General features: G+C 66.9%; 34 protein-coding genes. 30 read left to right on the top strand and 4 right to left on the bottom strand.

Translation table 11 applies throughout. The features are described 5' to 3' along the window. Positions 1 to 2 precede the first annotated feature (2 nt). The 19 genes from ACZ5PO_RS27000 (at position 3) to ACZ5PO_RS27090 (ending at position 15,231) form a co-directional block, all read left to right on the top strand. On the top strand, positions 3 to 131 hold the full coding sequence (locus ACZ5PO_RS27000; protein ID WP_464185189.1) for a hypothetical protein: 129 nt from the start codon (positions 3 to 5) through the stop codon (positions 129 to 131). A 104-nt stretch (positions 132 to 235) separates the two neighbouring features. Continuing rightward, complete coding sequence (locus ACZ5PO_RS27005; protein WP_464185190.1) at positions 236 to 370, top strand: hypothetical protein; 135 nt, start codon at positions 236 to 238, stop codon at positions 368 to 370. Between the two features lie 2 nt (positions 371 to 372). After that, the gene (locus ACZ5PO_RS27010; protein WP_464185191.1) at positions 373 to 942 is read left to right on the top strand and encodes a hypothetical protein; all 570 of its coding nucleotides are present in this window, start codon (positions 373 to 375) and stop codon (positions 940 to 942) included. A 14-nt stretch (positions 943 to 956) separates the two neighbouring features. After that, a complete protein-coding gene (locus tag ACZ5PO_RS27015) occupies positions 957 to 1,694 on the top strand; it encodes a hypothetical protein (RefSeq protein ID WP_464185192.1) in 738 nt (245 codons plus the stop codon). A gap of 199 nt (positions 1,695 to 1,893) precedes the next feature. Continuing rightward, the gene (locus tag ACZ5PO_RS27020) at positions 1,894 to 2,556 is read left to right on the top strand and encodes a hypothetical protein (RefSeq protein WP_464185193.1); all 663 of its coding nucleotides are present in this window, start codon (positions 1,894 to 1,896) and stop codon (positions 2,554 to 2,556) included. After that, complete coding sequence (locus ACZ5PO_RS27025) at positions 2,474 to 4,543, top strand: phage terminase large subunit family protein (RefSeq protein ID WP_464197055.1); 2,070 nt, start codon at positions 2,474 to 2,476, stop codon at positions 4,541 to 4,543. The genes ACZ5PO_RS27020 and ACZ5PO_RS27025 overlap by 83 nt, the downstream gene beginning before the upstream one ends. 9 nt (positions 4,544 to 4,552) lie before the next feature. Next, a complete protein-coding gene (locus ACZ5PO_RS27030) occupies positions 4,553 to 5,014 on the top strand; it encodes a hypothetical protein (RefSeq protein WP_464185194.1) in 462 nt (153 codons plus the stop codon). Then, complete coding sequence (locus ACZ5PO_RS27035) at positions 5,014 to 5,220, top strand: phage head-tail joining protein (RefSeq protein WP_464185195.1); 207 nt, start codon at positions 5,014 to 5,016, stop codon at positions 5,218 to 5,220. The genes ACZ5PO_RS27030 and ACZ5PO_RS27035 overlap by 1 nt, the downstream gene beginning before the upstream one ends. Then, the gene (locus tag ACZ5PO_RS27040; protein WP_464185196.1) at positions 5,220 to 6,761 is read left to right on the top strand and encodes a phage portal protein; all 1,542 of its coding nucleotides are present in this window, start codon (positions 5,220 to 5,222) and stop codon (positions 6,759 to 6,761) included. The genes ACZ5PO_RS27035 and ACZ5PO_RS27040 overlap by 1 nt, the downstream gene beginning before the upstream one ends. 9 nt (positions 6,762 to 6,770) lie before the next feature. Beyond that, a complete protein-coding gene (locus ACZ5PO_RS27045; RefSeq protein WP_464185197.1) occupies positions 6,771 to 8,906 on the top strand; it encodes a ClpP-like prohead protease/major capsid protein fusion protein in 2,136 nt (711 codons plus the stop codon). Between the two features lie 88 nt (positions 8,907 to 8,994). After that, a complete protein-coding gene (locus ACZ5PO_RS27050; protein ID WP_464185198.1) occupies positions 8,995 to 9,321 on the top strand; it encodes a DUF2190 family protein in 327 nt (108 codons plus the stop codon). Between the two features lie 16 nt (positions 9,322 to 9,337). Beyond that, a complete protein-coding gene (locus tag ACZ5PO_RS27055; RefSeq protein ID WP_464185199.1) occupies positions 9,338 to 9,718 on the top strand; it encodes a hypothetical protein in 381 nt (126 codons plus the stop codon). Beyond that, on the top strand, positions 9,708 to 10,259 hold the full coding sequence (locus tag ACZ5PO_RS27060) for a hypothetical protein (protein WP_464185200.1): 552 nt from the start codon (positions 9,708 to 9,710) through the stop codon (positions 10,257 to 10,259). Before ACZ5PO_RS27055 ends, ACZ5PO_RS27060 begins: the two co-directional genes overlap by 11 nt. Positions 10,260 to 10,269: 10 nt before the next feature. Continuing rightward, on the top strand, positions 10,270 to 10,488 hold the full coding sequence (locus tag ACZ5PO_RS27065) for a DUF2635 domain-containing protein (protein WP_464185201.1): 219 nt from the start codon (positions 10,270 to 10,272) through the stop codon (positions 10,486 to 10,488). 191 nt (positions 10,489 to 10,679) lie between these two features. Next, positions 10,680 to 12,017: a phage tail sheath C-terminal domain-containing protein gene (locus ACZ5PO_RS27070; RefSeq protein ID WP_464185202.1), complete on the top strand. Its 1,338-nt coding sequence runs from the start codon at positions 10,680 to 10,682 to the stop codon at positions 12,015 to 12,017. 24 nt (positions 12,018 to 12,041) lie between these two features. After that, positions 12,042 to 12,398 (top strand): phage tail tube protein, encoded by a 357-nt coding sequence (locus ACZ5PO_RS27075; RefSeq protein WP_464185203.1) that lies wholly within the window; start codon positions 12,042 to 12,044, stop codon positions 12,396 to 12,398. Beyond that, positions 12,388 to 12,681, top strand: a complete 294-nt coding sequence (locus tag ACZ5PO_RS27080; protein WP_464185204.1) for a phage tail assembly protein — start codon at positions 12,388 to 12,390, stop codon at positions 12,679 to 12,681. Before ACZ5PO_RS27075 ends, ACZ5PO_RS27080 begins: the two co-directional genes overlap by 11 nt. 20 nt (positions 12,682 to 12,701) lie before the next feature. After that, positions 12,702 to 12,842: a hypothetical protein gene (locus ACZ5PO_RS27085; RefSeq protein ID WP_464185205.1), complete on the top strand. Its 141-nt coding sequence runs from the start codon at positions 12,702 to 12,704 to the stop codon at positions 12,840 to 12,842. Positions 12,843 to 12,909: 67 nt separating this feature from the next. Further along, complete coding sequence (locus ACZ5PO_RS27090; protein ID WP_464185206.1) at positions 12,910 to 15,231, top strand: hypothetical protein; 2,322 nt, start codon at positions 12,910 to 12,912, stop codon at positions 15,229 to 15,231. Here the strand turns inward: ACZ5PO_RS27090 and ACZ5PO_RS27095 are convergent. The 4 genes from ACZ5PO_RS27095 to ACZ5PO_RS27110 all read right to left on the bottom strand — a co-directional run bounded on the left by ACZ5PO_RS27095 (position 15,228) and on the right by ACZ5PO_RS27110 (position 16,532). Beyond that, positions 15,228 to 15,572, bottom strand: coding sequence for a hypothetical protein (locus ACZ5PO_RS27095; RefSeq protein ID WP_464185207.1), 345 nt, complete (start codon positions 15,570 to 15,572; stop codon positions 15,228 to 15,230). The genes ACZ5PO_RS27090 and ACZ5PO_RS27095 overlap by 4 nt on opposite strands. Further along, positions 15,569 to 15,892, bottom strand: a complete 324-nt coding sequence (locus ACZ5PO_RS27100) for a hypothetical protein (protein WP_464185208.1) — start codon at positions 15,890 to 15,892, stop codon at positions 15,569 to 15,571. Before ACZ5PO_RS27100 ends, ACZ5PO_RS27095 begins: the two co-directional genes overlap by 4 nt. 67 nt (positions 15,893 to 15,959) lie before the next feature. After that, entirely contained in the window at positions 15,960 to 16,238 is a 279-nt protein-coding gene (locus ACZ5PO_RS27105; RefSeq protein WP_464185210.1) for an addiction module antidote protein, read from the bottom strand. A gap of 3 nt (positions 16,239 to 16,241) precedes the next feature. Then, positions 16,242 to 16,532 carry a type II toxin-antitoxin system RelE/ParE family toxin gene (locus tag ACZ5PO_RS27110; protein WP_464185211.1) on the bottom strand — a complete coding sequence of 97 codons (291 nt, stop codon included), beginning with the start codon at positions 16,530 to 16,532 and terminating at the stop codon, positions 16,242 to 16,244. 62 nt (positions 16,533 to 16,594) lie between these two features. Here ACZ5PO_RS27110 and ACZ5PO_RS27115 point away from each other — a divergent pair, with 62 nt between their 5' ends. From ACZ5PO_RS27115 to ACZ5PO_RS27165, 11 genes are all read left to right on the top strand, one after another. After that, on the top strand, positions 16,595 to 17,077 hold the full coding sequence (locus tag ACZ5PO_RS27115) for a DNA circularization N-terminal domain-containing protein (protein WP_464185213.1): 483 nt from the start codon (positions 16,595 to 16,597) through the stop codon (positions 17,075 to 17,077). After that, the gene (locus tag ACZ5PO_RS27120) at positions 17,074 to 17,745 is read left to right on the top strand and encodes a hypothetical protein (protein ID WP_464185214.1); all 672 of its coding nucleotides are present in this window, start codon (positions 17,074 to 17,076) and stop codon (positions 17,743 to 17,745) included. The genes ACZ5PO_RS27115 and ACZ5PO_RS27120 overlap by 4 nt, the downstream gene beginning before the upstream one ends. A gap of 2 nt (positions 17,746 to 17,747) precedes the next feature. Then, positions 17,748 to 18,926: a hypothetical protein gene (locus tag ACZ5PO_RS27125; protein WP_464185215.1), complete on the top strand. Its 1,179-nt coding sequence runs from the start codon at positions 17,748 to 17,750 to the stop codon at positions 18,924 to 18,926. Further along, entirely contained in the window at positions 18,926 to 19,465 is a 540-nt protein-coding gene (locus ACZ5PO_RS27130) for a phage baseplate assembly protein domain-containing protein (RefSeq protein WP_464185216.1), read from the top strand. Before ACZ5PO_RS27125 ends, ACZ5PO_RS27130 begins: the two co-directional genes overlap by 1 nt. After that, positions 19,462 to 19,956 carry a phage GP46 family protein gene (locus tag ACZ5PO_RS27135; RefSeq protein WP_464185217.1) on the top strand — a complete coding sequence of 165 codons (495 nt, stop codon included), beginning with the start codon at positions 19,462 to 19,464 and terminating at the stop codon, positions 19,954 to 19,956. The genes ACZ5PO_RS27130 and ACZ5PO_RS27135 overlap by 4 nt, the downstream gene beginning before the upstream one ends. A gap of 3 nt (positions 19,957 to 19,959) precedes the next feature. Beyond that, entirely contained in the window at positions 19,960 to 21,051 is a 1,092-nt protein-coding gene (locus ACZ5PO_RS27140) for a baseplate J/gp47 family protein (RefSeq protein WP_464185219.1), read from the top strand. A gap of 10 nt (positions 21,052 to 21,061) precedes the next feature. Continuing rightward, complete coding sequence (locus ACZ5PO_RS27145) at positions 21,062 to 21,739, top strand: YmfQ family protein (protein WP_464185220.1); 678 nt, start codon at positions 21,062 to 21,064, stop codon at positions 21,737 to 21,739. A gap of 16 nt (positions 21,740 to 21,755) precedes the next feature. Continuing rightward, entirely contained in the window at positions 21,756 to 23,045 is a 1,290-nt protein-coding gene (locus ACZ5PO_RS27150; RefSeq protein ID WP_464185222.1) for a hypothetical protein, read from the top strand. A gap of 62 nt (positions 23,046 to 23,107) precedes the next feature. Beyond that, positions 23,108 to 25,195, top strand: coding sequence for a hypothetical protein (locus tag ACZ5PO_RS27155; RefSeq protein ID WP_464185223.1), 2,088 nt, complete (start codon positions 23,108 to 23,110; stop codon positions 25,193 to 25,195). A gap of 11 nt (positions 25,196 to 25,206) precedes the next feature. Then, positions 25,207 to 25,503 (top strand): hypothetical protein, encoded by a 297-nt coding sequence (locus tag ACZ5PO_RS27160; RefSeq protein WP_464185224.1) that lies wholly within the window; start codon positions 25,207 to 25,209, stop codon positions 25,501 to 25,503. Next, positions 25,496 to 26,386 carry a hypothetical protein gene (locus ACZ5PO_RS27165; protein ID WP_464185225.1) on the top strand — a complete coding sequence of 297 codons (891 nt, stop codon included), beginning with the start codon at positions 25,496 to 25,498 and terminating at the stop codon, positions 26,384 to 26,386. The genes ACZ5PO_RS27160 and ACZ5PO_RS27165 overlap by 8 nt, the downstream gene beginning before the upstream one ends. Positions 26,387 to 26,389 lie beyond the last annotated feature (3 nt).

Genomic DNA, 26,389 nt, shown 5'->3' on the forward strand with positions numbered 1-26,389 from the left:
TCATGACCAGGGCAGTCCACTTCGTCGGCTTCCGCGATGACCGTTACTGGGCGGCCGTCCGCATTTGGGGCCGCCCCGGCTTCATCCACCGCCGGTGGGACCAGCGCGCCAGGCGCGATATCGACCAATGAGGACATCGTCATCTTCGCCGAGGGCGACGACGCCCAGCCTGTCGCCGCCCGCAACGGCGACGACATCGATGAGCGCTGGCTCTGAGCCCGCGTCGGAGCCCATCATGCTCGACTATTCGGACCTGGCTCCGCGCGCGTTTCAGTCCGGCGGCTGGAGGGCTTTGGCCGTGGTGGCGCTGTCGCTCGCCGGCGCGCTGATCTCGCTATCGTCGTTGATCCGCTGCGCCATTGTGAGGTGACCATGCGCGACCTATCCGACCACGCCAGCACCTTCCGCCCGGCCGAGCATGTTGATGCTGCGAGGGCGGCGAGTGGGGCTGTCGTGCCATTCGTCGACGCCGCGACGCGTGCTGTCCGTAGGGACGCCATCCGCCGCGTCAAGGAAGCTGGCATCTTCGAAGTGCCTGGTGCTGGCCGCGACCCTCTCGCCGAGCCGTTTCGTGTCGCGGCACGCATCGACAAGATGATCGAGAGCAAGCTCGACTACTCCGAGCGCCATGTTGTGGAGTTGCAGGCCGAACTCGCCGAGGCCAAGCAGCGCATCGCCGAACGGCATGACCACATCTTCAACCTTGACCGCGTCATTGTCGAACTGAGGGGCAACCTCTGCGTCGCCGCAAAGGCCAACAAGTCCCTGATGGACGAGAATGACCGCATCCTGACCAAGCTGTTCGCGGCACAGAGGATCATCGCCGAGCTGGAGGCGGAGAATGCGCGGTTGAAGGCTCCCATGGCACCCGTGCGCGTGAACCTCGATGGCCTGTTCGTCGGGGCCAAGCTGCGTTCGGGCCCGATCAAGCCCCTTCAGTAGGACGACGACGGCGCGTGATCGACGTCAAGTTCGACTTCCGCGAGTTCGAGCGCAAGGCTGCCGCCCTAGGCAAGACCGAGAAGAACATCCGCTTCGTCGCCTCCTATGCGCTGAACAACGCGCTGAAGGAGACCCGCGAGGAAGAAGTGAAGGTGATGCAGTCGGTCTTCGACCGGCCGACGCGGTTCACCCTCAACGCGCTGGCGGTGCGGCCAGCCACCAAGGCCAACCCCTTCAACGGCGAGCTCTACTTCAAGGAAGGCTTCGGCAGCGTCCCGGCTTGGAAATACCTCGGCCCCGAGGTCGAGGGAGGCCCTCGCCGCCATAAGCGATTCGAGCGGCTTTTGCAGGGCAAGGGCATCCTGCAGGCCAACGAGTTCGTCGTCCCGAGCAAGCGCCTTCAGCTCGACGCCTTCGGCAACATCCCCGGATCGCTGCTCACCCGCATCCTATCAGCGCTCGGTGCCCAGTCCGATCGGATGCAGAACACCACTGCGAAGTCGAAGAGGCGCAACCCGAAGCGGAACATGGACTACGTCGTGTTCCGCGGTCACAACGGCGGCGCGCCCGACGGCATCTACCTCCGCAAGCCCAAGTGGGCCGTGCCCGTTCTGCTCTTCGTCAAGTCGCCGTCCTACACCAAGCGCTTCCCCTATTACGAGACGGGGCGGCGCGTGATCGGCCCGGCCTTCCACCGGCACTTCATCGCGGGCTTCCAACGTTTCATCGTTGATGACCTCAGGAAGGCGTGACCGACGCCGTGTTTCACGAGCGAGGCCGTTTCATGCCTGTCGTTTCACAAAGGGGACCCTGTTTCACGAAGACACCCCGTTTCATGGGGTGTTTCACGGGTCCTTCCCGAAGCCGGGGGCGGTGAGGGTAATTCGCACCCCGACATATCGACACGCACAGGGCTGCAAAACCCGGTAACGGTAACGAGGTAACGGCGGAATGGCCGAGCCGCTTTTTGTTTCACAGGCCGAGTTCGCGCGGCGCCGTGGCGTTTCACGGAAGGCGGTCACCGGCTGGAAACAGAAGGGCCTGCTTGCCTTTCGTGACGATGGGATGGTCGACGTCGAGGCGTCGGAGTGGAACCTCGATCAGCGGCCGGCGAACTATCGTGGCGGTGTTACCCATCGCCCCGTGCGCGCGGCACCTGGTAACGGCGGCGAGCGAGGCAAGGCGGAACCGCCGCGGCGCCCGGAGGCCAAGCGGGCGACCGCTGCCGACGAGCCGGCCGACACCGACGGGGACGGTGGCGAGCTCGACCCGGAGAACCTGACGCACGCCGAAGCGGTCCGCCGCAAGGAGAACTATCTTGGGCTCCTGCGAAAGCACGAGCTCGAGGTCGAGCGGCGGGAGTGGGTCAGGGTTGAGGATGTCGCGAAGCTGGTCGAGCACGACTATGCGACCATCCGCGAACGGCTGCTGACGATCCCTGGGAAACTGGCGCCGGAATTGGACGGCGCGAACCAGGCGACGATCGAGACGGCTCTTCGTCGCGAGATAGTCGAGGCGCTGGATGAACTTCATGACCCCGCCGGACTCGCGGGGAGCGCAGGCTCTGGCGGACAGACTCCGGACAGCCCGAGCGGCGCTGAAGCCCCCGCCTGACCTAGATCTTGTCGAATGGGCGGACGAGTACCGCCATATCGCCTCGAAGAACTCGGCCACGCCCGGCAAGTGGAAGACGTCATCGCAGCCATGCGCCTTCGGGCCGATGCGTGCGGTCACGGATCCGGAGGTGCACACCGTCACCGTGATGGCGGCGACGCAGGTGGTGAAGAGCGAGCTCGCGCTGAACGCAGCGTTCTACTTCATCCACCAAGATCCGAGCCCCATCCTGTTCGTGCAGCCCTCGCAGGGCGCAGCCGCGGCGTTCTCGAAGGAGCGCTTCACCACATCGGTCAATGTCAGCCCGGTCCTGCGCACGCTACTCCCATCATCGCGCAAGCGGGACAGCGAGAACACGATCGTCTCGAAGGCGTTCCCGGGCGGCAGCATCGACTTTGTCGGGTCGAACTCTCCGACGGATCTGTCGTCCAGGCCGAAGCGGATCATCATCTGCGACGAGATCGACAAGTATCCGGCGAGCGCCGGCGACGAAGGCGACCCTCTGGCGCTCGCCGAGGAGCGCGCATCCACCTACCACGCGGTGGGCCGGGCCAAGTTCATTCGGGTCTGCTCTCCGACCAACGAGGAAACGTCGCGTATCGGCCGCGAATACAAGGTCGGCGACCAGCGCAAGTGCTTCGTGCGATGCCCACACTGCGGAGAAGCGCAGGCCCTGACCTGGGCCAACGTGGTCTGGAGCCGGAACGCCGCTGGCGAGCACCTGCCGGAGACCGCGGGCATCTCGTGCGGCGCTTGCGGTGCGGTCTGGAACGAGAAGGAAAGGTTCGCGGCGCTCGCCGCGCTCGAGCACGAGCCTGATCACGGGTGGCGCCAGACGAAGCCGTTCGTGTGCTGCGACGAGCGACAGACGCCGGAGCGCTGGAACGACAAGGGCCGGTCGATGTGCCGGCACTGCGGCGCGCTCTCGCGCTTCGACGGGCACGCGAGCTTCCATATCCCGAAGTGGCTGTCGAAGCGGCACCGCCTGGCGACCGTGGTGAAAAGCTTCCTGGACGCCGAGGGCGATCCAGAGCTGTTGAAGAAGGTCACGAACACGGCCTTCGCCGAGCTATGGGTCTCGCCGAACACGGAGAAGCTGGACGGCTCGGGCCTGATCGATCGCCGCGAGCCGTATGGTCCTGACGATCTGCCCAACGAAGTGCTGGTGATCACCGCCTTCACCGACGTGCAGGGCGATCGCCTGGAGACGCAGTTTATAGGGTGGGGTGCCGACGAGGAGTCGTGGCCATTTCTCTACGAGGTGACGCACGAGGATCCGGCGCAGCCGGAGGCGTGGCGGCGGCTGGATCAGCTTCTGCGTCAGAAGTTCACGACCAGGGACGGCCGCATCCTGCGGGTGGCGGCATCCGGCATCGATACCGGCGGTCACCATGGCGAGCAGGTCTATTCGTTCTGCCGGACCCGGCGCGGCCTGCGCGTCTATCCGACCAAGGGCGTCGGCGGGCAGCGGCCGATCTGGCCCCTGACGTTCACCAGGTCGAAGTCGAAAGAAAAGCTTTGGATCGTCGGTGTGGATGGCGCGAAGGACGCAATCTATGGGCGGCTCAAGATCGAGCCGCCTGCCGATGGCGAGCGCCGGCCCGGCTTCATCCACTTCCCTGAGGATGATGCGTTCAGCCAGGATTACTTCGCGCAGCTGACCGTAGAGCGCCGCATCGCCAAGAAACGGATGGGCCAGACGGTAAGGGTTTGGGAAAAGCCAGAGGGCAAGCGCAACGAGGCGCTGGATACCTTCGTCGGCGCCCTGGCCGTGCGCCGGTCGCTGCCGCGGCGAATCACGCGCAGCCTGGAGTTCGCGCAGCCGAGACCGGTTCGACCGGAGCAACCGCGGCCAGCCGCGGCGGAAGAGGTCGAGCCGTTGGAAGAGGTTCCGATCGCCGCCCAGGCCGAAGCCGTGCAGGCCTCCCCGCGGGGGCGCCGGCAGGGATTTTTAGGGCGCCGGCGGGGCTGGCTGTCACCACGATAGGAGCTTCACATGGCTGAGAAGAAGCAGAACGGCGCGGCGTCGCTGGCGAAGAAGGGCGACGGTGTCCTGACGCGTGTCGGCGCCGTCTGGACCTATCCGGGCTGCGCCATCGATCCCAGCGGCACGAACCTTCGGCTCCCGCTCGAATATGTGAGCGACGCCGAGGTGCAGGAACTGCTGATGGCTGGGGATCTGGTCGGCGTGACGCGGACGGTCGGCGGTGAGCTGCTGTCGGTGCGGATGAAGGGTGACGACGATGCCGTCGTGCTCACCACCGCCCAGGCCGGCACGGCCGAGGCCGGCACTGAGCTGCCGCCGAATTCGCGGCCGACGCACGATGCCGGAGCGATTGTGGCGGCTTCGGTCGCCGACGTGGCCGACGAGGTGGAGCGCAGCTTCGCGGCCGCGATGGGCGCTGCGCCCGCCGCTCTGGCGCCGGCCGGCCCGAGCAAGACCAAGCCGGCGGCCTGATGCCGACGCCGCAGCAGATCCAGGCTCGCCTCGAGGCAATCGAGCTCGCCATTGCGTCGGGCACGACGCGGGTGAGCTACAACGGCAAGAGCGTCGAGTACGCGAGCCTGGCCGAGCTGCGGTCGATCCGGGACGCGCTGAAGCGCGAGTTGGGTATGCCGGTGCGGACCCGCCGGACGGTTGCCGGTTACAGGTCGGGGTTCTGATGGCGCAGGCCAACTGGCTCGACCGGGCTATCAGCTACGTCTCGCCGCGGACGGCGGAGCGTCGAGCGGAGGCGCGGGCCCGCGTGCAGCGAGCCACGCTGACGCGGAACGTCTACGAAGCAGCGAGCATCGGCCGCCGGACGCAGGGCTGGCGAGCCGTTGGCACCGACGCGAACGTCGAGACGCGCACCGCCGGCGGCCGCCTGCGCGATGTGGCTCGCGACATGGTGCGCAACAACGCTCACGCGGCGTCCGCCAAGATCGTCATCATGAACAACGCCGTCGGCGCCGGCTTGCTGCCGCGGGTGATTGCCGCTCGGCCAGATCGGGCCAGCCAGATCAAAGAGCTGCTGACCAGGCACTTCGATACGACCGATATCGATGCCGACGGCCGGCTGAACCTGTACGGCCTCCAGGGGCTCGCGCTCGGCACGGTGGTCGAGGCCGGCGAAGTTCTGATCCGCAAGCGCATCCGCCGTCCGTCCGACGGCTACGCGCTGCCATTTCAGATCCAGATACTCGAGCCGGACTATCTGGACACGACCATCGAAGGGCCGCAGCCGAACGGTAACTACGCCATCCAGGGCATCGAGTTCAATGCGATCGGTCGGCGTGTCGCCTATTACTTGTTCGACCAGCACCCTGGCTCGCTGATGCTTGGCCGCAGGATGGCCACGCGGGGCCAGCGTGTCTCGGCAGACTTCGTGGCGCACGTCTATCGGGTCGACCGACCCGGGCAGGTGAGGGGCGTCAGCTGGTTTGCTCCCGTCATCTTGCGGATGCGGGATTTTGCCGACTACACCGACGCGCAGCTGATCCGGCAGAAGATCGCCGCCTGCTTCGCGGCCTTCATAACCACCGATGAGGACGGAGATTACGCTGTCCCTAACGCCGACGGCACCATCCAGCAGGCTGATCCGCAGGGCACCTATCCTGTCGAGAGCTTCGAGCCTGGCATGGTCGAGCGGCTGCGGACCGGTGAGCAGGTTTCGTTCGCGACGCCGCCGACGACGCAGGACTTTGGGCCATATGCTTCGGCGACGCTACACGAGGTGGCGGCTGGTCTCGGCATCCCTTTCGAGACGCTGACCGGCAACCTTGGCGAGGTCAGCTTCATCTCGGGCAGGCTGGGCCGCATCAATTTTCGATCCAACGTCGACTCCTGGCGCTGGAATATGCTGATCCCCCAGATGCTCGATCCGCTCGCGGCTTGGACGCTTGAGGCCGCGACGGTGGCGACCGGATCGACGGAGCCCTTTCGCCTCGGCTGGACGCCGCCGCGCTGGGAGATGCTGAACCCGGCGGAGGAAATCGCCGCGGCGAAGGATGCCATTCGCTCCGGCCTCAGCTGGCTCAGCGAGGAACAGCGCATCGCCGGCTACGACCCGGAGGACGTTCGAGCGGGCATTCTCGATGACAAACAGTGGCTCGACGACAACGAGGTCATCCTCGACGTCGACCCGCGGCGCGTCACCAACCGCGGCGTCGCGCAGAAGAACGCCGATCCGAACGCGCCGGATCCGGCCGACACCGGCAGATAGGGACAGTTCATGACCACGAAGCCCGGGGCCGCCGCGCAGACGCGCAGCGAGCGCACCGACACGCGCTCGCTCGTGCTGAACGGCGAGCTGCTCATCTACGGCGTCGTCGACCCATACCTCTGGGACGAGTTCGACACCTCCGTTCGTGCCATCGATGTCATGGCGTCGCTGACCGAGCTCGCCGCGCAGGACACGATCGTCGTGCGCATCAACTCGCCTGGCGGCTCGGTCATCGAGGGGCTGGCGATCTACAACGCGCTGAAAGCATGGGGAAAGCCGATCCGGGTTCAGGTCGACGCCATGGCCGCGTCCATCGCCTCGATCATCGCCATGGCCGGCGACGAGATCATCATGGCGGAGAACGCGACCATGATGATCCACGACCCGTGGGCGGTGGCGGTCGGCAATGCCGACGACATGCGCTCCATGGCGGACGAGATCGACCGCCAGAAGGCGATCCTGATCAACATCTATGCGGCGAAGACCGGACTCAGCGCTGAAGAGATCAGCGCCATGATGACGGCCGAGACGTACCTGTCCGCCACCGAGGCCGTCGAGCGCGGCTTCGCGACCGCTGTGGCCGAGCCGCTGAGGATCGCGGCCTGCGCGGCTCTCTCCCAAGATCAACTGGCGCGCCTGCTGGTCGCGCCGATCAAGCTTCGGGCCGAGCGCCCGAGTCCCGCGGCGCCGTCCGCACAACCCAAGGAGACCAACATGGTCGATCCCGTACCGGGCGGCGGAACTCCGGCTGCTCCTCCCGTCGCTTCGGCCCCGGCCACTCCGCCTGCTCCGGCGGCGCCGCCGGTCGACACCGCGGCCGTCCGCGCCGAGGCCATTCGGTTCGAGCGCGAGCGTACCACCGGCATCCTGGCGCAGGCGCGCTCGGCCCGGATCCCGGCCGACGACCCGTTCGTCGTCAATCTGCTGAACGGCGACCGCGCGCTCGTCGACGCCCGCACGGATATCATGGACGAGTGGTCGCGTCGGCAGGAGGACCGTTCCGACAATCCTCCGGGTGATCCCAGGCCGTCGGGCATCACGGTCAACGCCGATGGCGTCGATCGCTGGATCCAGGGCGCTCAGCGCGGCCTGCTGATCCGCGCCGGCCTGGTGCGTCCGGAGGATGAGGATCGCGGCAACGAGTTCGTCGGCCTGACGCTGGCGGAACTGGCGCGCTCGGCACTCAACATGCGTGGCGTCCAGAACGGTCACATGCGCGATCGCATGAGCATGGTCGGCATGGCGTTCACGACGATGAACGCCGGGCCGGGCTACCACTCGTCGAGCGATTTCGGCAACGTCATCCAGAACGTCGCCTACCGCGCCATGATGCGGGGCTACGAGGAGGTCGACGAGAGCTTCCCGCTCTGGACCGGAACCGGAAGCGCCTCGGATTTCCGGCCGATCGCCCGCGTCGACCTCGGTCTTTTCCCCAACCTCGACAAGGTCGAGGAGGGCGCCGAATATCGCTACGGCACCATCGCGGATACCGGCACCACGGTGCAGATCGCGAGCTATGGCAAGCTGTTCGCGATCACGCGCCAGGCGATCATCAACGATGACCTCGGCTTCTTCGACCGTGTGCCGCGGCGTATGGGCCGCGCCGCCAAGCGCACGATCGGCAACCTCGTGTACGCCATCATCAACGGCAACCCGACCATGCAGGATGGCGTCGCGCTGTTCCACTCCAGCCATGGCAATCTGGCCGGCAGCGCCGCTGCGATCTCGGTGGCGTCGTTCGGCGCCGCGCAGGCGGCGATGGCGATCCAGAAGGATGAGGCCGGAATCGGCACTTCGGCCGGGGTGAAGCCGCGCCATCTGCTGGTGCCGCCGGCGCTGGAGATGGGAGCCAACACGGTGATGAGCGCCGAGCGCATCCCCGGCGACGCAGCGCAGATCAATAACCCGGTCCGCGGCGTCGCGACGGTGGTCAGCGACTCCCGCCTCAGTGGCACCGCTTGGTATCTGGCGGCCGATCCGGTGCAGACCGACACCATCGAGGTGACCTATCTCGATGGTGTGCAGGAGCCGTTCATGGACCAGCGCGATGGCTGGAGCGTCGACGGAACCGAGTTCAAGGTCCGCATGGACGCCGGCGTGAAGGCCTTGCACTGGCGCGGCCTCTACAAGAACGCCGGCGCGTAAGCGCTGACACCATCGAGGTGACCTATCTCGATGGTGTCGATGGCGGCGGCGCGCCGCTCTGATCCTCTCAAAATTCTGGAGAACTGCGATGAAGAACTTCATCGAGGACGGCGACACGCTGACCGTCGCCGCGCCCAGCGGCGGCGTCGTGAGCGGCGCGCTCGTCATCATCGGCTCGCTCATCGGTGTGGCTGGCTCGACGGCGGCCGTCGGCATTCCGGTGGCGGTCAAGACCAAGGGCGTGTTCGAGCTGCCCAAGGTGAGCGCGCAGGCCTGGGCGACCGTCGGCCTGCCGATCTACTGGGACAGCGTGGCAGGCAACACGACCACGACTTCGAGCGGCAACACGCTGATCGGCTACAACACCGAGACCGCGGCGAACCCGTCGGCTGTCGGCCGCGTTCGCATCGGCTGATCGCGGGCGCGCTGCGGTGGCCGTCGACTTCGACACCCTGGTGCTGGGCCCGTGCATGAACGCGTTTGCCGTGGGAGCGCTCCTGCTGCAGCGTGTCTCTGCACCGGGTGCGCCGGCGATCCCCATCCGCGGCGTCTACACGCTGACGCCGCAGGACATCATGGACGAGTTCGGCGGCTCCCAGCGCGCCGACGGCTACACCTTCGGCGTCCGCGTGTCGGAGTTCGGCAACCCGGCCGTGGCGCGCGGCGACCAGGTGAGCAACATCGACCTGCTGTTCTTGGCAGGCCGCACGTTCCTCATCGAGGACACCGGCGACGACGATGGCTATGGGCACCAGCTCTGGGTGCTGAAGGAAGACGACCTGACACCGCCGGAGACCGACGATGACCCCTGAGGCCATCGCGATCCGCGACGCCGCCAAGACGCTGCTGGACGACAACGGCGGCCTCTTCAAGCTGGTGTCGATCAACCCGGTCGACGTCGAACCTGACGACCAGCTTCCGTCGGTGATGGTGATGGCCTGGCGCGAGCAGGCCAAGGCCGACGGTGACGCCTTTTCCGGCGAGCCGCACTTCGTCCACGACCTCACGCTTGTCTTCGCTTTCAAGGTCAAGGCGAACGCCCGCGAGGCTACGCCGGCGCCGCTCTACAAGCGCATGCGCTGGGTTCTGAACAAGCTGCTGACCTCGCCGGCGTGGCTCGCCAACATCGAAGGCGTGACGGGCTACTCGAGCTCGGTCTCGATCCCTCGCGACGGCGAGACGTGGTTTGCGCAGGGCAGCATCGAGATGCAGGTGCAGTTCTCGACGCGTTGGGAGCCCGTCGTGCCCGATGACTACCTGGGCACCGACATGACCGTCCGCCCGCTCGGGCACGACGCCAACACCCCCGAGATCAAGGTCACGCTGGACCAGGTCCAGCCCGACGACGACTGAGGATTCCGCCATGTCCGATATCCGCGTCAGGCCGGCCCGGCAGGGCATGGGCCTTCGCCACCCTGTGGCTGGCGTGCTGCCCGACGAGGGCGGCAGCTGGCCCGCCGACCAGTTCACGTTCCGGCGCATCGGCGACGGCGACATCGTCGAGGCCCCCGACGACCAGCCGGCGAACGTGGCCATCGCTGACGATTCCAAGCCGGCCGGCCCGGCGCCCAAGAGGAGCTGACCGACATGGTGTCCTTCACCGACACGCCTCCGGACTGGAAGGTGCCGCTGCTCACGATCGAGGTCGATCCGAGCCAGGCGGGAACGCCGACCTTTCCGAAGTTCATGCTCATCCCCGAATACAAGATCGCCGCCGGCACCGCGCCGGCCAACGTGCCTGTCTCGCCGGGCAACGTGAACGCGGCGAAGGCTATGTTCGGCGACGGCTCGCCGTTGGCCCGAGCGTTCGAGGCCGCGTTCAAGATCAACAAGAGCGTGCCGATCTTCTGCCTGCCGGTGGCTGAGCCCGGCGCGGGCGTTGCGGCCACGGGCACGATCGTCGTGGCGAATGCGCCGTCAGCGGCCGGAACGGCATACCTCTACATCGCCGGTCAGCGAGTGGCCGTCGGCATCGGGGCAAGCGACACGACAACCCAGGTGGCCACGAAGATCAATGCCGCCATCAATGCGGTGACGACGCTGCCGGTCACGTCGAGTGTCTCCACGTCCACCGTCACGTTGACGATGAAATGGAAGGGCATCAACGGCAACGACGTCCGTGTCGAAGACAGCATCCTCGGGGCAAACGGCGGCGAGGTCCTGCCGCCGGGGCTGGCGCTGACGCACCCGGCGAACAACGTGCTGTCGGGCGGGACCGGCGTGCCGGATTGGACAGGGGCTATCGCGGCGCTCGCCGATGATGCCTACGACTTCACGTCGCTAGGCCATACCGACACGGGAACGCTCGGCGCCTGGGCGACCGAGTACGGATTCAGCCCATCGGGCAGGTGGAGCTGGGTCCGCCAGACCTACGGTTCGGTGTTCTCAGGCCGTCGCGACACCTATGCGGCCCAGGTGAGCTGGGGCCAGGCACTGAACCATCCCGTGATCTCGGTACTCGACGTCGAGGTGAAGAACCCGACTCCGATCTGGGAGTGGACGGCGGCTTATACGGCGCGCGCTGCAACGGCGCTGTCGGCCGATCCGGCCAGGCCGCTCCAAACGCTTGCGCTCACCGGCGTACTGCCGACGCCGAAGGGCGCGCGGCGCTCCAAGACTGAAATGAACGGGCTGGCGCAAGCCGGCATCGCCATTCAGGCCACCAACGCCGACGGTGTTCCGGCGATCATGCGCGAGCAGACCCTTTATCAGCGCAACAGCCTCGGTCAGCCGGACAACGCGTATGAACTGGTGACGACCTTGCACACGCTCGCGGCCATCTTCCGTCGGCTCCAGCAGGCCATCACCAACCGTTACCCCAGGCACAAGCTGGCCAACGACGGCACGCGCTTCGGCCCGGGGCAGGCGATCGTGACGCCCAAGATCATCAAGGCCGAGCTGATCGCCGAGTACCGCCGCATGGAATTCGACGGTCTGGTCGAGAACGCGGATGCCTTCAAGGCGGCGCTGATCGTCGAGCGCGCCAACGACAACCCGAACCGGGTGAACGTGCTCTATCCGCCGGACCTGATCAACCAGCTGCGCCACCTCGCGGTGCTCGCGCAGTTCCGGCTCCAGTACTCGACCATCGACGACGCGGCCGCGGCCTGATCGTCAGCGAAGGAGGTATAGATCATGGCTCGCTTCGCAGGCGTCGCCTACGTCAAAGTCAGCGGGGCGCAGTATCCGCTCCGCGGCAATTTCACGATCGGCACGACGATGTTCGAGCGCACGGGCATCGCCGGGCAGGACGGCTTTCACGGGCACAGCGAGAACCCACGCGTGCCCTACATCCAGGGCGACATCTCCTTGCTGCCGGAGGTGTCGATCGAGGCGCTCGCGGCAATGACCGACGAGACGGTCACCGCCGAGCTCGCCAATGGCAAGACCTACGTGCTGCGCAACGCCTTCACCTCCGGCACGCGCGAGCTGAACGCCGCCGAGGGCCAGGTACAGGTGCGCTGGGAAGGAGCGAGCATCGATGAGTTCTGAGGGTGATAAGCCGGCCGAGATCACCTGGCCCTACGTCCACACCTTCGGCCGCCCGGTCGAGGTCCTGAAGGATCGCGAGACGTCGATCACGCTGCGCGAGCCGACGGTCAAGGACCTGCTGCAGCATGGGGTCCTCGACGGCACCATGAACGCTGAGCAGATGATCGGTCTCATCGCCGATCTGTCCGACTGGCCGCCGCCCAAGATCCAGGCTCTGCCGGGGGTAGAAGGCATGCGGCTGTCGGCGGTGCTCTCCCGTTTTTTCTCGACCGCGGCCCGATAGACGAGGGCCTCGACGAGGTCTTGCAGATCGGGCTGGCCTATCGCTGCTGGCCCCTATCGGTGCCGCCGGACAGGCTGAGCCCTGACCTGCGCGAGATGATCGTGCTACGGACCAACGCGCTGCTGGCGCGCATGAGACCAGACGAGGGCGACGATGGCTGACAATACGCTCAGGCTGCCGGTCGTCATCGAGTACAGCCCATCGCCGCTTGCCAAGCTGCGCAACGACATGCAGGCCGTCGCGCGCTCTCCCGGCCTCCAGCAGCTCCGCAAGGACTGGGGAGCGGTCCAGTCCCAGGTCGTCGGCGTCACACGCGAGGTCGCGACGAACCTGACGCCGGCCATGACCGGGCTGGGTGCGGCATCGTTCGGTGTCGCGGGCGCCATCACGGCCGTGGCGCTCGGCGTGCGCAATTTCGCGCTGGGCACGCGCAACGTTCAGCTCTTCTCGCAGGAGACGGGCATCGCGGCACAGCGGCTGCGCGTGCTCCAATCGCTCGGCGAGCGCTTCGAGATCGATCCCAGCCAGATGCAGGGCTCGCTGCGGTCGTTCTCCGAGAATTTCGACAAGATCAAGAGGAACGTCAGCGGCATCCAGATGGAGCTGCGCGCCCGGGGCGCCGATGCTCTGGCCAACGACATCCTGTCGGCCAAGGACGTGAACCAGGCCGTCGAGCGGGCCTTCAAGGGGCTGGCGCGCATTGCCGATCCTCATCGGCGCCAGGAGATCGCCAAGCTGCTGTTCGGCGATGAGTTCTGGTCGACGATCGCCGGCTCGCTCGGGTCCAACATCGACAAGGTGCTGAAGGAGATCGACGACCGCATCTCGAAGCTGCCGGCCGGATCGGAGAAGGCGGCCAACGAGTTCGTCGAGAACATGGCCAAGATTCGCGAGAACCTCGAGGGGCTGCGGGTCAATGCCATCGGGCCGCTATTGCCCGAAGTGAACAACCTGATCACGGCGCTGGAGCAGCCCATCAAGTGGGGCGGCGCCGAGATCGTGGGCACGGTCAAGACGTTGCTCCAGGCGATCCAGGACCTGAATAAGGCCTATGAGGCGTTCTCCAGCGGCAAGGTGGGTGAAGGCTTCAACGCCCTCGGCTTCGGCCTAGCCCCGCCCATGCAGCCCCTGCCAGGCGCCCAGGGCGAGGCCGAGAAGGCAGCGCGCGAGCGACTCGATGGCCTGACAAAGCAGTTCGACAAGCTCAACGGTGCGATCGAGAGCGGCAGGATCACGGGCGGCGCACGGGAGAACGCCATCGGCCAGCGCGACCGGCTGAGCGAGGAGATCCGCAAGCTCACCGAGGAGCTGGTGAAGCTGCGCCAGCAGGGCGCCACCATCCAGCAGCAGAGCTGGAACGGCGGTGGCTTCGGTGGCGGCGGAGCGATGATCCAGACGGCCGCGTTTGGCTCCGGCGGATTTGGCGGCGGACCTATGGCGGACCTGCGGATGCAGGGTTCGCTGGCCGAACGCATGGGCGCGGTGGCGGCGATGCGCCGGCGTTTCGGTGCGGGCGGCGCGGCGGCGGCCGGTGGCGGCGAGGATGAAGGCGGAGGTGGCTCAGGCGCGGTTCCGCCGAAGCAGAAGGAGCCGAACCTTCGCTTCGGCCGCCGCGGCCAGCGCGGGCAGACGGCGCCCCTACCGGGGGATCGCCGATCCATTGCCCCGCCATCGCCGATCGGCGGGGTGAACGAGGCCGCGCCGCGTGTCGACGCGGCAGTGCCGCGGACCGTGGGGAATCTGGAGGAGTTCAGGCGGCGGCAGCAGTCGCAAATGCAGCCGCCGGTGGTTCCGCCGCCACGTGGACGTGGCGGGCGCGGTGCCATCTCGCGTGGGACCAACCCAGACGTCGTCGCCTATATTCGGGCTGCGGCGCTGAGGCGCGGCATTGATCCTGATATTGCGATCGCCGTTGCCAACAGTGAGGGGTTGCGCGGGTACGACCCCGACAAGATGAAGGTCGATCGCGGAGGCGACTTCGGGACGTCCTTCGGACCGTTCCAGTTGCACTACAAGAGCAACATTCCAGGAGTGCGGAACCCGGGCCTCGGGGATGCATTCACGCGGAAAACAGGCAAGCACGCGAGCGATCCGTCAACCTGGCGTGAGCAGATTGATTTTGCCCTCGACGAGGCGCGTAAGGGCGGCTGGGGCCCATGGCATGGCGCCAGGAACACCGGCATCCCGAATTGGGCCGGAATCGGTACTGTGAAACCGCGGGAGGTGAGCGCGACGCCGCGCCGCGGCGATGACCGGCGTGATTTCGACGGACCAGGCACGAGACGCCCGCGTGGGGAGGACTACCCATTCCCTTGGGACAACCGCTTCCGCGCCGGCGACGAGATGATGCAGAGGTCAGCCAAGGCGTTCGGCGGCGGGTCGTCGCCGCAGAAAGTCGAAGGTTCAGCGAGCCTCGACATTACCTTCAACGGCCTGCCAAGCCCGAACTACCGGGCCCGGACGTCCCTGGACGGCATGTTCAAGAAGGTGAACATGTCGGCGGGGAAGGGGCAGATGGTGAAGCCGCACGTGCCGGGTGAGGAGATCTAGCTACAATTGGCGCGGCACTTCGTGCCGATAACCTTCAAATCCTCGGTGGTATCAATTTCGATTACCTTGCCGGTTGGCGATGTCCAGAGAAGTTGACATTGGGCTTTCCCGGTCGGGTAGCATATCTCTATCTCTGGATAATGGGCGCATCTGGTATCTTGCTCGTCCAAGCATCGCCCCTTGACGGTCGTCATGTCAGCCGGTTTGAAACCCAAGGCGATGAGGCTGCTTCTCGCATCGTCATAGAGCGTGTTCTTGGGGAAGCTTGGTAGCCTCTCTGCTGCCCCAGCCGTGGCGGTCGCGAGGATGGCTACGGCGGCGGCTACGGCAACACGCATCATCGCTTCGGATCCCACGGCGGCCCGTCTTGGTCTTGGCGACCGCGCAGAAGCCGCCCAATCGGGTCATATAGCGCCGATTCCTTGCGACGGTCAGCATCTGTCGGCTTGCCTAGAGCGCTGAGCAACTCCTGGTGCTGGCGATCCCTGCGCTTGGCCGAGTGCCCCATGAACGCGGGAACGAAAGCCGCGAGCCAAAAGATGGCGCCGAACGGCCCCGTCATGACCGCCAGCACGCAGAAGACGGCGGTCAGGAAAATCCATCCGAACCGGTTCGTGAACAGTGCGATGCCGAGCGGCAGGATCGATAGCACCAGAAACATAGACGCGCCCCAAATGAGGCGTATTTCACCACGGCCGCAATCGGGAGTCGAGCGGCGCGGCTGAGCCTCAGGCGGCCACGGCCGTCAGGCGCAGGCCAAGCGCTTTCATGGCCTTGGTGAGCGTCTCCAAGGTCGGGTTGCCGCCGGGCTTGAACGATTTGTAGATGGTCTCGCGGCTGAGGCCGGCCTCTTTGGCGAACTCGCTCACGCCGCGGGCCTTGGCGATGTCGCCGAGCACGGACGCGATAAGGGTCGGATCGCCGTCCTCAAGGGCGGCTTCGAGATAGGCTACCTGTTCCTCGACGGTGTCGAGCTGGGGGGCCCAGGGGATTGTCTCTAGGGGCATGTTTTAGGTCTCCTTGGCCATGGCCTTCGCCTTATCGATGTCAGCCTTCTGGGTCCGCTTGTCACCGCCGCAGAGCAGGATGATCAACTCCTGGCCGCGGGTCACGAAGTAGATGCGGTAGCCGGGGCCATAGTCGACGCGGGCCTCGCTGACGCCTTCGCCCACCGGCTTCACGTCGCCCATGTTGCCGTCGGCCATCCGGCGGATGCGGGTATCGATGCGGGCGACCGCACGGATGTCGCGCAAACCCTTGATCCATTTGCTGAACACGAGCGTTTGGCGAACTTCGATCATGTGTACTGTGATACACAAATACGCCGAAACTGTCAACTGCGGTACACAGAAAATGATGACCCATGACCTGGCGTGACCGCCTCCGGCCGGCGTCGTTCCGCGGCGTGCCGTTCAACGTGGAGACCGCGGGCCGCACCGGCGGGCGGCGCAATGTGCTGTTTGAGTTCCCGAAGCGGGACGACCCGAGCAGCGAGGACATGGGCCGCCGCGCGAAGCGCTTCGGGATCACCTGCTACCTGCTCGGCGACGACTACAACGACCAGGCCGACGCGCTCGAGGCGGCCTTCAACACCGAGGGACCCGGGCAGCTGGTCCATCCGACGATGGGCGAGCTCAACTGCGTTTGCGAGGCGTCGAACCGGACCGAGCGGCGTACCGAGGGCGGCATGGCGACGTTTGACTGCACCTTCGTCGAAGCGGGCTCTGCCATGTCGACGCGCGTCGGCGAGGCGACGCAGCAGCTGCTGATGAACCAGGCGACCGGCGCCGCTGACTCCGTCAAGCGCAACGGCGACGCGGGGCTGGCAAGGGCGAACGTGGGATGAAGCAATCCGAGCTCAATGAAGCGGTGGCGCTGCTGCGCGACCTGCTGCCGCTGCTGGTGGATGCGGCGACGCTGCCGACGTCCGATGCGGGGGCCGATCTGCGCCGCGCGACCGGCGCGCTCAGCACGAACGCCGCGGCCCGCATCCTCGACGCGACGGCCATCTCCGCCATGGGCGATTGCTTCGTGTTCGCGCTCAATGCTGGCATCGACTTTCCCGGATGGGGGAGGGTGCGGATGTCGGCGCTGATGCGCTCGGCTGGTTCCCCCGCGGCGGCGATCGTGCTGACGTCCTTCGTCCGGCTGACGCTGGTGTGGCAGTCCTATCTGGTGGCCACGCTGGAGCCGCAGAGCCGGAGCGAGGTCGATGCCTATCGCGACCAGCTCAACGCCGGCTTCGAGACGGCGGAGCTGGCGGCGTCCGACGATGGTGACCATGAGGGCTACCGCACGCTGGTCGGCCTGCATGCGGCGGTGATCCGCGACCTCACCACCCGGGCCCGTCCGCTGCCGCGGATCGTGACCTATTCGTTCGCGGCAACGCGCCCGTCGCTGTGGCTGGCCTGCCGCCTCTACGGCGACGGATCGCGCGCCGACGAGCTCGTCGCCGAGAACCGCGCCATCCATCCGGCCTTCATGCCGATGCGGGGCAGGGCGCTATCGGCCTGACCATGGCAGATGCTCCCGTCCCGAACCCGCCCAAGACCGGCGGAAGCGCTGCTGCGCCTGCATCGGGCTCGGCAACGCCGCTGCTGTGCGAGGTGCGGACCACGTCCGACGTGTACCGGGATTGGATGGTGGTCGTCGTCCAGTACGGCATGGAGACGAGCGTCTTCCGGAATTTCCGGTTGATCATCGCCGAGCCGGGCGATCGCAAGGGCAACATCATCGCCAACCTGCGCTTGAAGCCGGGCGACCGCGTCGATATCGCCCTCGCCGGCGAGCTGGTGATCAAGGAGGGCTACATCCTCAACCGCCAGGTCGCCTTCGATGCTGGGCGCCATGCGGTGCAGGTCGACGGCTACAGCAAGGCCGCGCCGTTCATGGACGTGTCGGTCGAGCCTCGCCAGTACCGCAACACCACCTATGAGGGGATCGCTCGGTCGGTGCTCGGCCAGCACGGTGTCGGCTTCCGCATGGGCAAGGTGCCTGCCGGCGCGAACGACCCATTCCGCAACATCATCCCGCAATACGGCGAGACGGTTTTCGGCTTCCTATCGCGCATCGCTCGCCGGCGCGGCATCTGGCTCACCACCGAGGCAGACGGCACTATCGTCGCCGGCGAGCCGCAGACGTCTGGTAGTGCGCTGATCGAGGAGGGCCGCAACATCCTGGCTGGCCAGTGTTCGATCCAGTTGCCGAGCGTCAACGAGGTCATCGGCCGCTCTCAGGAACCGGGCTCCGACAGCCTGTTCGGCAAGATCCCATCGGAGCGGTCGGCCCGGGCGCAGGTCTCCGGCGGCGTCGACGGCAAGCGGATTGTCCTAGCCGAAGGCGCAGCCAACCAGAAGGAGACGCAGAGCCGCGTCAACATGGAGGTCGCCGCTATCCAGGCCGCGGCCTTTCGCGCCAGCATCAAGCTGCAGGGCTGGCTGAAGCCGGACGGCAGCGGGCTCTGGGAGCTCGGCGATAGCGTCGCGGTGAAATCCCCGACCCTGTTTCCGACCGAGGGCGGCGAGATGCAGCTGCGCGTCTGGTCGGTCTCCTACCAGCAGAGCAATGAGGGCGGCACGACGACGGACATCGAGTTCGTCAACGACGCAGCATGGAAGCTCCAATTCGCCCCGGTGAACGAGGGCAGCAGCTACAACCCCGGCGCCAGCCAGGCGCAGCCGGAGACACCGACCTGATGCGCACGGACTTCGAGGACCTCGGCGGTCGCAGCTACAGCGGCATCTTCCGCGGCACGCTGGTGCGCTCCAACGATGCCACCAAGATGCAGGAGCTATCGATCCGCGGCCGCTTCAGCGAGCGCATCGACGGCGTCGAGCACTTCCAGCCTTACGGCTTCTACAACGTGCCCCTGCCGCCGGCCAATGACAAAGAGGCCGAGGTGCTGGTCGCCAACCTGGGCGGGGCCGCCGACCATCCCGTCGTGCTCGGCGTCGCCGATCGCCGGCACCGTCCGAAGGACGCGCAGCCGGGCGAGGTGGGGCTCCATGACGACCAGGGGCACAAGATCCACATCGGCCGCAGCGGCATCGTCGTGACGGCGCCCGAGGGCAAGACGATCACGCACCAGATCGGGCCGGTGACGTTCACGATCAGCAAGGATGGCGTCGACATTTCGGGCGGCTACATCAAGCATAACGGCCGCCTGATCGATGCCACGCACCGACACGACGGCGTCCAGCCCGGCAGCGGCAACACCGGCGAGCCGCTGGCATGACCGATCCGCGGCTCGTCACCATCGTCACGCCCGAGGCGGTGACGCTCGATCTGCTGCTGACGGCGGCGGGCGAGCTCGACACGACGCAGGAGCTGGCGACCGCCGTCACCGTGGCACTGGGCACCGACCGCCTGGCGCTGCCGGACGACGAACTCCCGGGGCTCGACGACGATGACCGCCGCGGCTGGTGGGGTGACGTCGACGCTGAGACCATCCACGATGGATGGCCCATCGGATCGCGCCTCTGGCTGCTGGCGCGCACGGCTATCCGAGGCGCCGCGGCGCGCCAGGGTTCGACGTTCGCCAAGGCCGAGGCCTACACACGCGAGGCGCTGAGGCCGTTCGTCGATCGAAAGATCGCCAGCAAGGTCGATGTCGTCGCCGAGCGCGTCGGGATCGACCGCATCGACGTCGTCGCCACGCTGCACCGCGGCCCGCTGCCGGCGATCCAACTGCGCTACGCCGACCTCTGGAACGGGATCCAGGCCTGACCCATGCCATTTGACGTGCCGAAGCTGGCGGTCCTCCGCCGGCTGAATCGCGACCACATCGCGGCCCTTCTGCCGGGTGCCGATGCGTCCGTGCCGAACTCGGTGCTGCGGGTGCTGTCGGATGCTGACGCCGGTCTTGCGACGCTGGTGTTTCAGTACATGGCATGGCTCTCGGTCCAGCTGCTGCCGGACACGGCCGACGATTACGAGTGGCTCGCGCGACACGCACGGATCTGGCTTGGCGGCCCCAAGTCGCCGACCTTCTCGGGCGGCCTCGTGACCTTCACAGGCACCGAGGGCACGATCGTCCCTGAGGCAACGCGGTTGATGAGCGGCTCGATCGAGTACGAGACGCTCGACGAGATTATGCTCGGGCCTGGGCCGACGGAAGCTCCTGTGCGGGCATTGACGGCTGGCACGGTCGGCAACCGTGACGTTGGAGACGGGCTGAACCTCTCCGACCCCCCGCCGCTGATCGACGGCCAGGCGGTCGTCGTGTCGATGACTGGCGGCACGGACGCTGAGAGCGTTGAGGACATGCGCAACAGGATCCTGCTGCGCATCCGCATGCCTCCGATGGGCGGTGCGGCGCACGACTACGTGCAGTGGGCCCTGGCCATCCCGGGCGTGACGCGCGCTTGGTGCTCGCCGCTCGAGATGGGCATGGGAACCATCACCGTCTGGTTCATGATGGATGAGCTGCGGGCCGGCAGCGGCGGCTTTCCGACGGTCGACGATATCGCCTATGTGCAGGAGCAGCTCGACCTGGTGCGGCCAGTCGCCGTCAAGGATATGTTCGTGCTGTCGCCGATCGCGGAGCCGATCAACTTCGAGCTGACGTCGCTGGCGCAGGACTCCTCGGCCATCCGAGCGGCCATCACCGCCAACGTCGCTGCGATGCTGCGCGAGCGGGCGCGGCCAGCGTCGAGCGAGAACGGCATCAGCCAGCCGGCGGTGACGATCCGCAGCGAGTGGGTGTCGTCGGCGATCCTGTCGACGCCCGGCGTCGACAACTTTGATCTGGTCATGACCGACCACGTGATGCCCAGCAACGGCCATATGGCGGTGCCCGGCACGATCACCTGGCCGACGTAGGCGCCGCGCGATGCCCTGGATCACCGCCGCCGGCGAGCTGTTCAGTTCGTCGGTCCAGCTGACGGCCGACTTCGTCGACGCGGACGACGGCACCAAGTTCTGGCGCCGCTCCGGCGACGACTATGCTGAGGCGCTGGCCAACCTGCTGCCGCAGGGCGTGGCGTGGCCGCGCGATCCCGAGTCGGTGCTGATGCAGCTCGTCGCCGGGCTGGCGCAGACCTGGGGCATCGTCGACGGGCGCGCCGCGGACCTGCTCCAGATCGAGAGCGACCCCCGCTCCACCGACGAGATGCTCGAGGATTGGGAGCGCGCCTTCGGGCTGCCGGACCCATGCGTGGCGGAGCCGCAAAGCCCTGACGACCGGCGCCAGGCGCTGGTGGTCAAGATGACCTTCGTCGGCCGGCAGGACCGCGGGTTCTTCGTCGGGATTGCGGTGGCGCTCGGCTATCGCGTCCACATCACCGAGCACGCACCGTTCATGTGCGGCGTCAGCCCCTGCGGCGACACCCGCGACGGCGACGGCGACTGGCGCTGGGAGATCGGGCCGCCGGAGATCCGCTTCGTGTGGACCGCCCGCGTGCTCGAGGTCCCGGCCGGCGCGCTCGCCACCGATCTCGACTGCATCTTCCGCCGCTACAAGCCGGCGCACACCGACTTCGTGCTCGACCTGAGCGGCGTCACTCCCTGAAAGCTGAGAGCTGAGAATGGATTACGTCTCGCCCTTCAATGATGGCGGCGACACCAACGCGCCCTACGTCAATGCCGATCCGGCGGCTGGCGTCGAGGGCTCGATCCCGCGCGCGGCGGCGATCGAGCACCCCATGCGCGAGCAAGTGGGCTACATCGCCAAGTCGGGCATCACGCCGTCGGCCGCCGACCTGCTGCAGCTGGCTCGCGCCGGCCGCTCCCAGCGCATGAACTTCGTGCCGCCGTTCGGCTCGGGCGTTGGCTGGAGCGTCTCCGGCAGCACGCTGGCGGTGGCGCTCGATCCCGCCCCAACGTCCGTGCCCGACATGGTCGGGATGGTGCTGCGGGTCAACGTCACCGTCGGCAGCCTCTTTTTCGACGCGATCGACGTCAACGGGCTCGGCGCCCATCCTGTCCGGACGTTCCGCGGCCAGCCGCCGGCGCCGGGCGATTCCCCGATGAACTCGGTGCCATGCTTCATCTTCAACGGCTCCGTCTGGGTCATCCTGACGGTGACCTACTCTGAGACGCCGTCGTTCCTGCCGCTCGGCGCGACGGTCTATGTGAGGCCGGACGGCAACGACGCCAACGACGGCCAGGCCAACACGCCGGACCACGCCTTCGCGACGATGGACGGGGTCACCGCCTTCGCGCGGCGCTTCGTCGGCGCCAACCGCCTCAACGTGATCGTCGCCGCCGGCACCTATCCGGGGTGGGTCGCCGACAGCTTGCAGATCGGCCTCGATATCATCGGAGCCGTCGGTACGACGTTCAGCATCAGTTCGTTGCCGGCCGGCCGGCGCGGCTGCGTTGAGATCCTGCGCGGCACCGACGTGTTCATGCAGGGTGTTGCGATCACCTCTACCGCACCCAGCTCGTATGGCCTGGTGGCCTCGCGCAATGCCTTGGCGCGCATCAAGAGCATCAACTTCGCCGCAGCGCCCACCGCGAACATCCTGGCGCAGCAGTCGTCGACGATCACGCTGGCCGGCAGCATCGAGATCAGCTCGGCGGCAAGCAGGCAGGCGGTCATCTCCGCCGACTCGGTGTCGTCTGTGGTCTGGGATGAGAGCGACCCGCCGACCATCAACATCACGGCGGCCACGCTGTCCGTGTCGGTGGCGTTCGTATCCGCCTTCCTCGCCGGGATTGTGAGGCTCAACGGCGCCACGTTCGCCGGCGGCGCTGTGGTCTCCGGCAAACGCTACCTGGCGGCTGAGGGCGGCATCGTTTCCAGCAGCGGCGCTGGCGCCAGCTTCTACCCGGGCTCGACCGCCGGCGACGCCACTACCGGCTTCTACTACTGAGCCACGGCTCCGCCCCATGAACACCCACGCTCCAGAGGGCGCGCGTCGGCGCGCGCATGCGCATGGTTGATTTGCAGACGATCGACATCGGCTCGTTTCCCAACGATGGGACTGGCGATGACATCCGTCGCAGCTTCAAGAAGACGAATGCGGCGATCGCGAAGGTCAACGAGCATGATCCGGCGATCAGCACGCTGCAGGTCGACGTCGCGGCCGCCGACCAGAAGGCGCAGGACGCCAAGAACAGCGTCGTCGACGGGCTGCTGAGGTTCGATACCAAGGCGCTGATGGATGCCGACCTGAACCATGGCCAGGGCATCCAGGCGCAGGTGATCCACGATCCCGGGCCGGTCTCATCGACGGCCGGCAACGGCAGCTATGAGAAGGTCGGCGCCAGCGGGACGGGCAGCTGGACGAAGACCTCCGACGACACCATGCCCGGCCTGTCCCAACGTATCACGCTCACGACGGGCCGCGTGGCGAGCGTCGAAGGCCAGGACATCACCAGGCCGCAGGCGACCTCCCTCTTCGCGGGCTGGGGCGCCGACGACTGGCGCGGCATAGCCTCGGCGCCGGGCACTGACGGCACGTCGGAGCTCTACTTCGGGTCGAACGGTGCCGATGAGAACCGCTTCGCCGCAAATGGGATCCACGCCGAGGCGGCGCCGCGCGGTCCGGTCTGCATCGACTATCTCGGCTTCGGCTGGAGCCGCTACAAGTTTCGCGAGAAGCCGGAGGCCGACGGCACCTACGCGCTCCTCGGCTACGTCGACGCATCATCGGTCGACTACGCCTGGAACGGCAAGTTCAACGGCGCCTATACGATCCCCGACAGCCTGACCCCGCTCGGCCAGCCGGTGGACGTCCTGCATGCCCAGATGGCGCGCGGCGCGATCCAGCGCGAGATCATGCTGCGCGAGCAGTTCAAGGCCGGCGCGTTTCCGGCGCCGCCCACCAGCTACGTGATGCCGGCCGGCATCAAGAGCACCGACGTTGCCACCTACGGCACCTTCGGCAATCAGCTGATCCCGGCCATCAAATTCACCGGCCAGCGGCTCTGGCGCGCCAACATGGGCAACCTGCTGGCGCCCGGCACCAATCCGGAGCTGCCGCCGATCCACATGCGGTTGAGCTATGTCGACGTCGACCTCGCGGCGTGGAAGGCCAATCCGGCCGGCGTTGCCTGGCAGCCGAACCTGTTCGTCGTCAACAATGCCTCGAATGTGGGCGTGACCGACAACATGCTCGCCCAGATCGAGGACGGGCGCCTGGTCGTCCTCTACACGATCGAGGACAACAACTCGGCTCATCCGCGCACGATCCGCGGCTTTACGGTCAACAACCCGCTCGGGGTGACGACGCCGGGGACGGCCCTGCTGGGCAACGATTGCTTCCTGGGTTTCGGCTTCATCGGTGCGCCGCATATGTGGGGCTCGGAGATCCGCTTCGGCGCCTCCGATCCGGTCCGCGGCGTCACGCCACCCTATGCCGACTATCAGGCCAGCCGATGGAAGCGCCTGATCACCTACGGCGATGACCTGACCTGCGAAACCATCTGCACGCTGCCCTACATGGGCGACATCTCGCTGGAGAGCTATCGCGAGTTCAGCATCGTCCGGACCGGCCCGAACCAGCTCATGCACTGGTTCAGGACGACCGACAGCCAGCACGTGCAGACCGGCTACATCGACGACGACGGCCAGATCAGGTGGGGTCCGGATGCAGCGTTCCCGTCCACGCCGGTCAACGGCGTGATCGGGACCGGCTTCGTCACGACGTCGGCGAAGATCTGGCTCGGCCGCTCGCCCAGCGGCCGCCTGGTGCTGATCTACAACGCATCGAGCGGCGTGCGGCGATTCATGACCGTCGCGTTGTCGGAGCCCGGCGAGACTGCGCTGGTCTTTCCGTATTCCTGCCGCATCGACGGACGTGGCACCGAGAAGCCCTATGTCACCTACCCCAACGGGGACTTCTTCATTCCGGCCGACGGCATCTACCGCGGCGACATCTTCTACAGCTACGACTGCGGCCGCGGCGGGGTCAACAGCGGCGTCCAGAGCAATGAGATCCTCGTCGGCACCATCAACGAGGCCGACATCGTGGCGCTCGGCAACGCAGCGCCCTTCTACACCAACGTCGTGACGAGCTGACTGAGGCCACCATGTCGATGCGGGAAGAGCTCATCGCCGCCGCCAATGTGCATGACGAGATCGCCGGCATGCACCGGGAGGCGGCGGACAATCCGGAGGAGGCTGCCGAGTGGGCAGCGCGCGCGGCCGCTGCCTGCGACGGTCTCAGCCGGCAGGTGCTCGGCTCGGCGGCCGCCGACGCCGCAGCTGAGGCCGCATGCCGGGCAACGCTCGATGCGGCTGCTCAGGGCACCGCATCGGCGCATCAGGCCGCAGCCGATGCCCATACGACCGCGAGCACGCTCAACCACGGGGCTGCCAATGCCTGATCTGATCACCATCGACAGTCCGGCGGTTCCGGGCTCGGGCTACATCACCATCGCGCGCAACGCGGCGGCCGAGGCCATTGCCCAGATCCCGTCCCTGCAGGAGTGGTTCGACCCGTCGAGCCAGTACCTGCGCGGCAATTCCGGCGTGTCGTTCCTGATGCGCGGCAAGCGCCGCGGATTGTTCGCCAAGGGCTTCACCTCGGGCCGGCCGCCGTCGGTGACGATCGGCGCGAACAACGACAAGCCTGCGCTCGGCTTCGGCTTCACCGGCGCGGCGATGGGCTCCAACGGCGGCCTGATCGTCGTCTCGAAGGCCACCCAGGACAGGTATGTGCCGGATGCCACGTGCCCCCTGATCAACGCGGCGGAATTCACGATCGTCGGCGCGGCGAAGCTCGACAACGTCGCCCTCGGCGCCGGTCACGACAACACCGGCATCGGCGCCATCGTCGCCAACTCGGAGGCGGCCGACTATTTCGCCATCTACATCGACAGCCAGGGCAGGCTGAACGTCTGCCACAACCAGGCGACCGACGCCGGCGGCTTCCTGCTGCGCGGCACGGACAACCTCGCCGCCGTCGTGGGAAGCGCCACGAAGGCCTTCCGCTACCGCTACAACTTCAACTTAGCCGCCAAGCTCGCCACGCTGCGGGTCAACGGCGTCGTGGTCAGCTCGAACACCAACGTCACGTCGGTGCCGAACAATTCGTTCCAGATCCGCTTCGGCGGGACCGGCTTCGATGGCACCGGCAATTCCAACGTGGCGAAGGGCATGTGGATCGGCGAGCACATGTTCTTCAGCGCCGATCTGGATGACCCGAGCCGCGCGGCCCAGGTCGCCAAGGTGGACGCGTGGATGGCGAACCAGCACTACGATGCTTGAGAG

It is taken from the genome of Chelatococcus sp. KU-N122 (genome assembly GCF_055391085.1).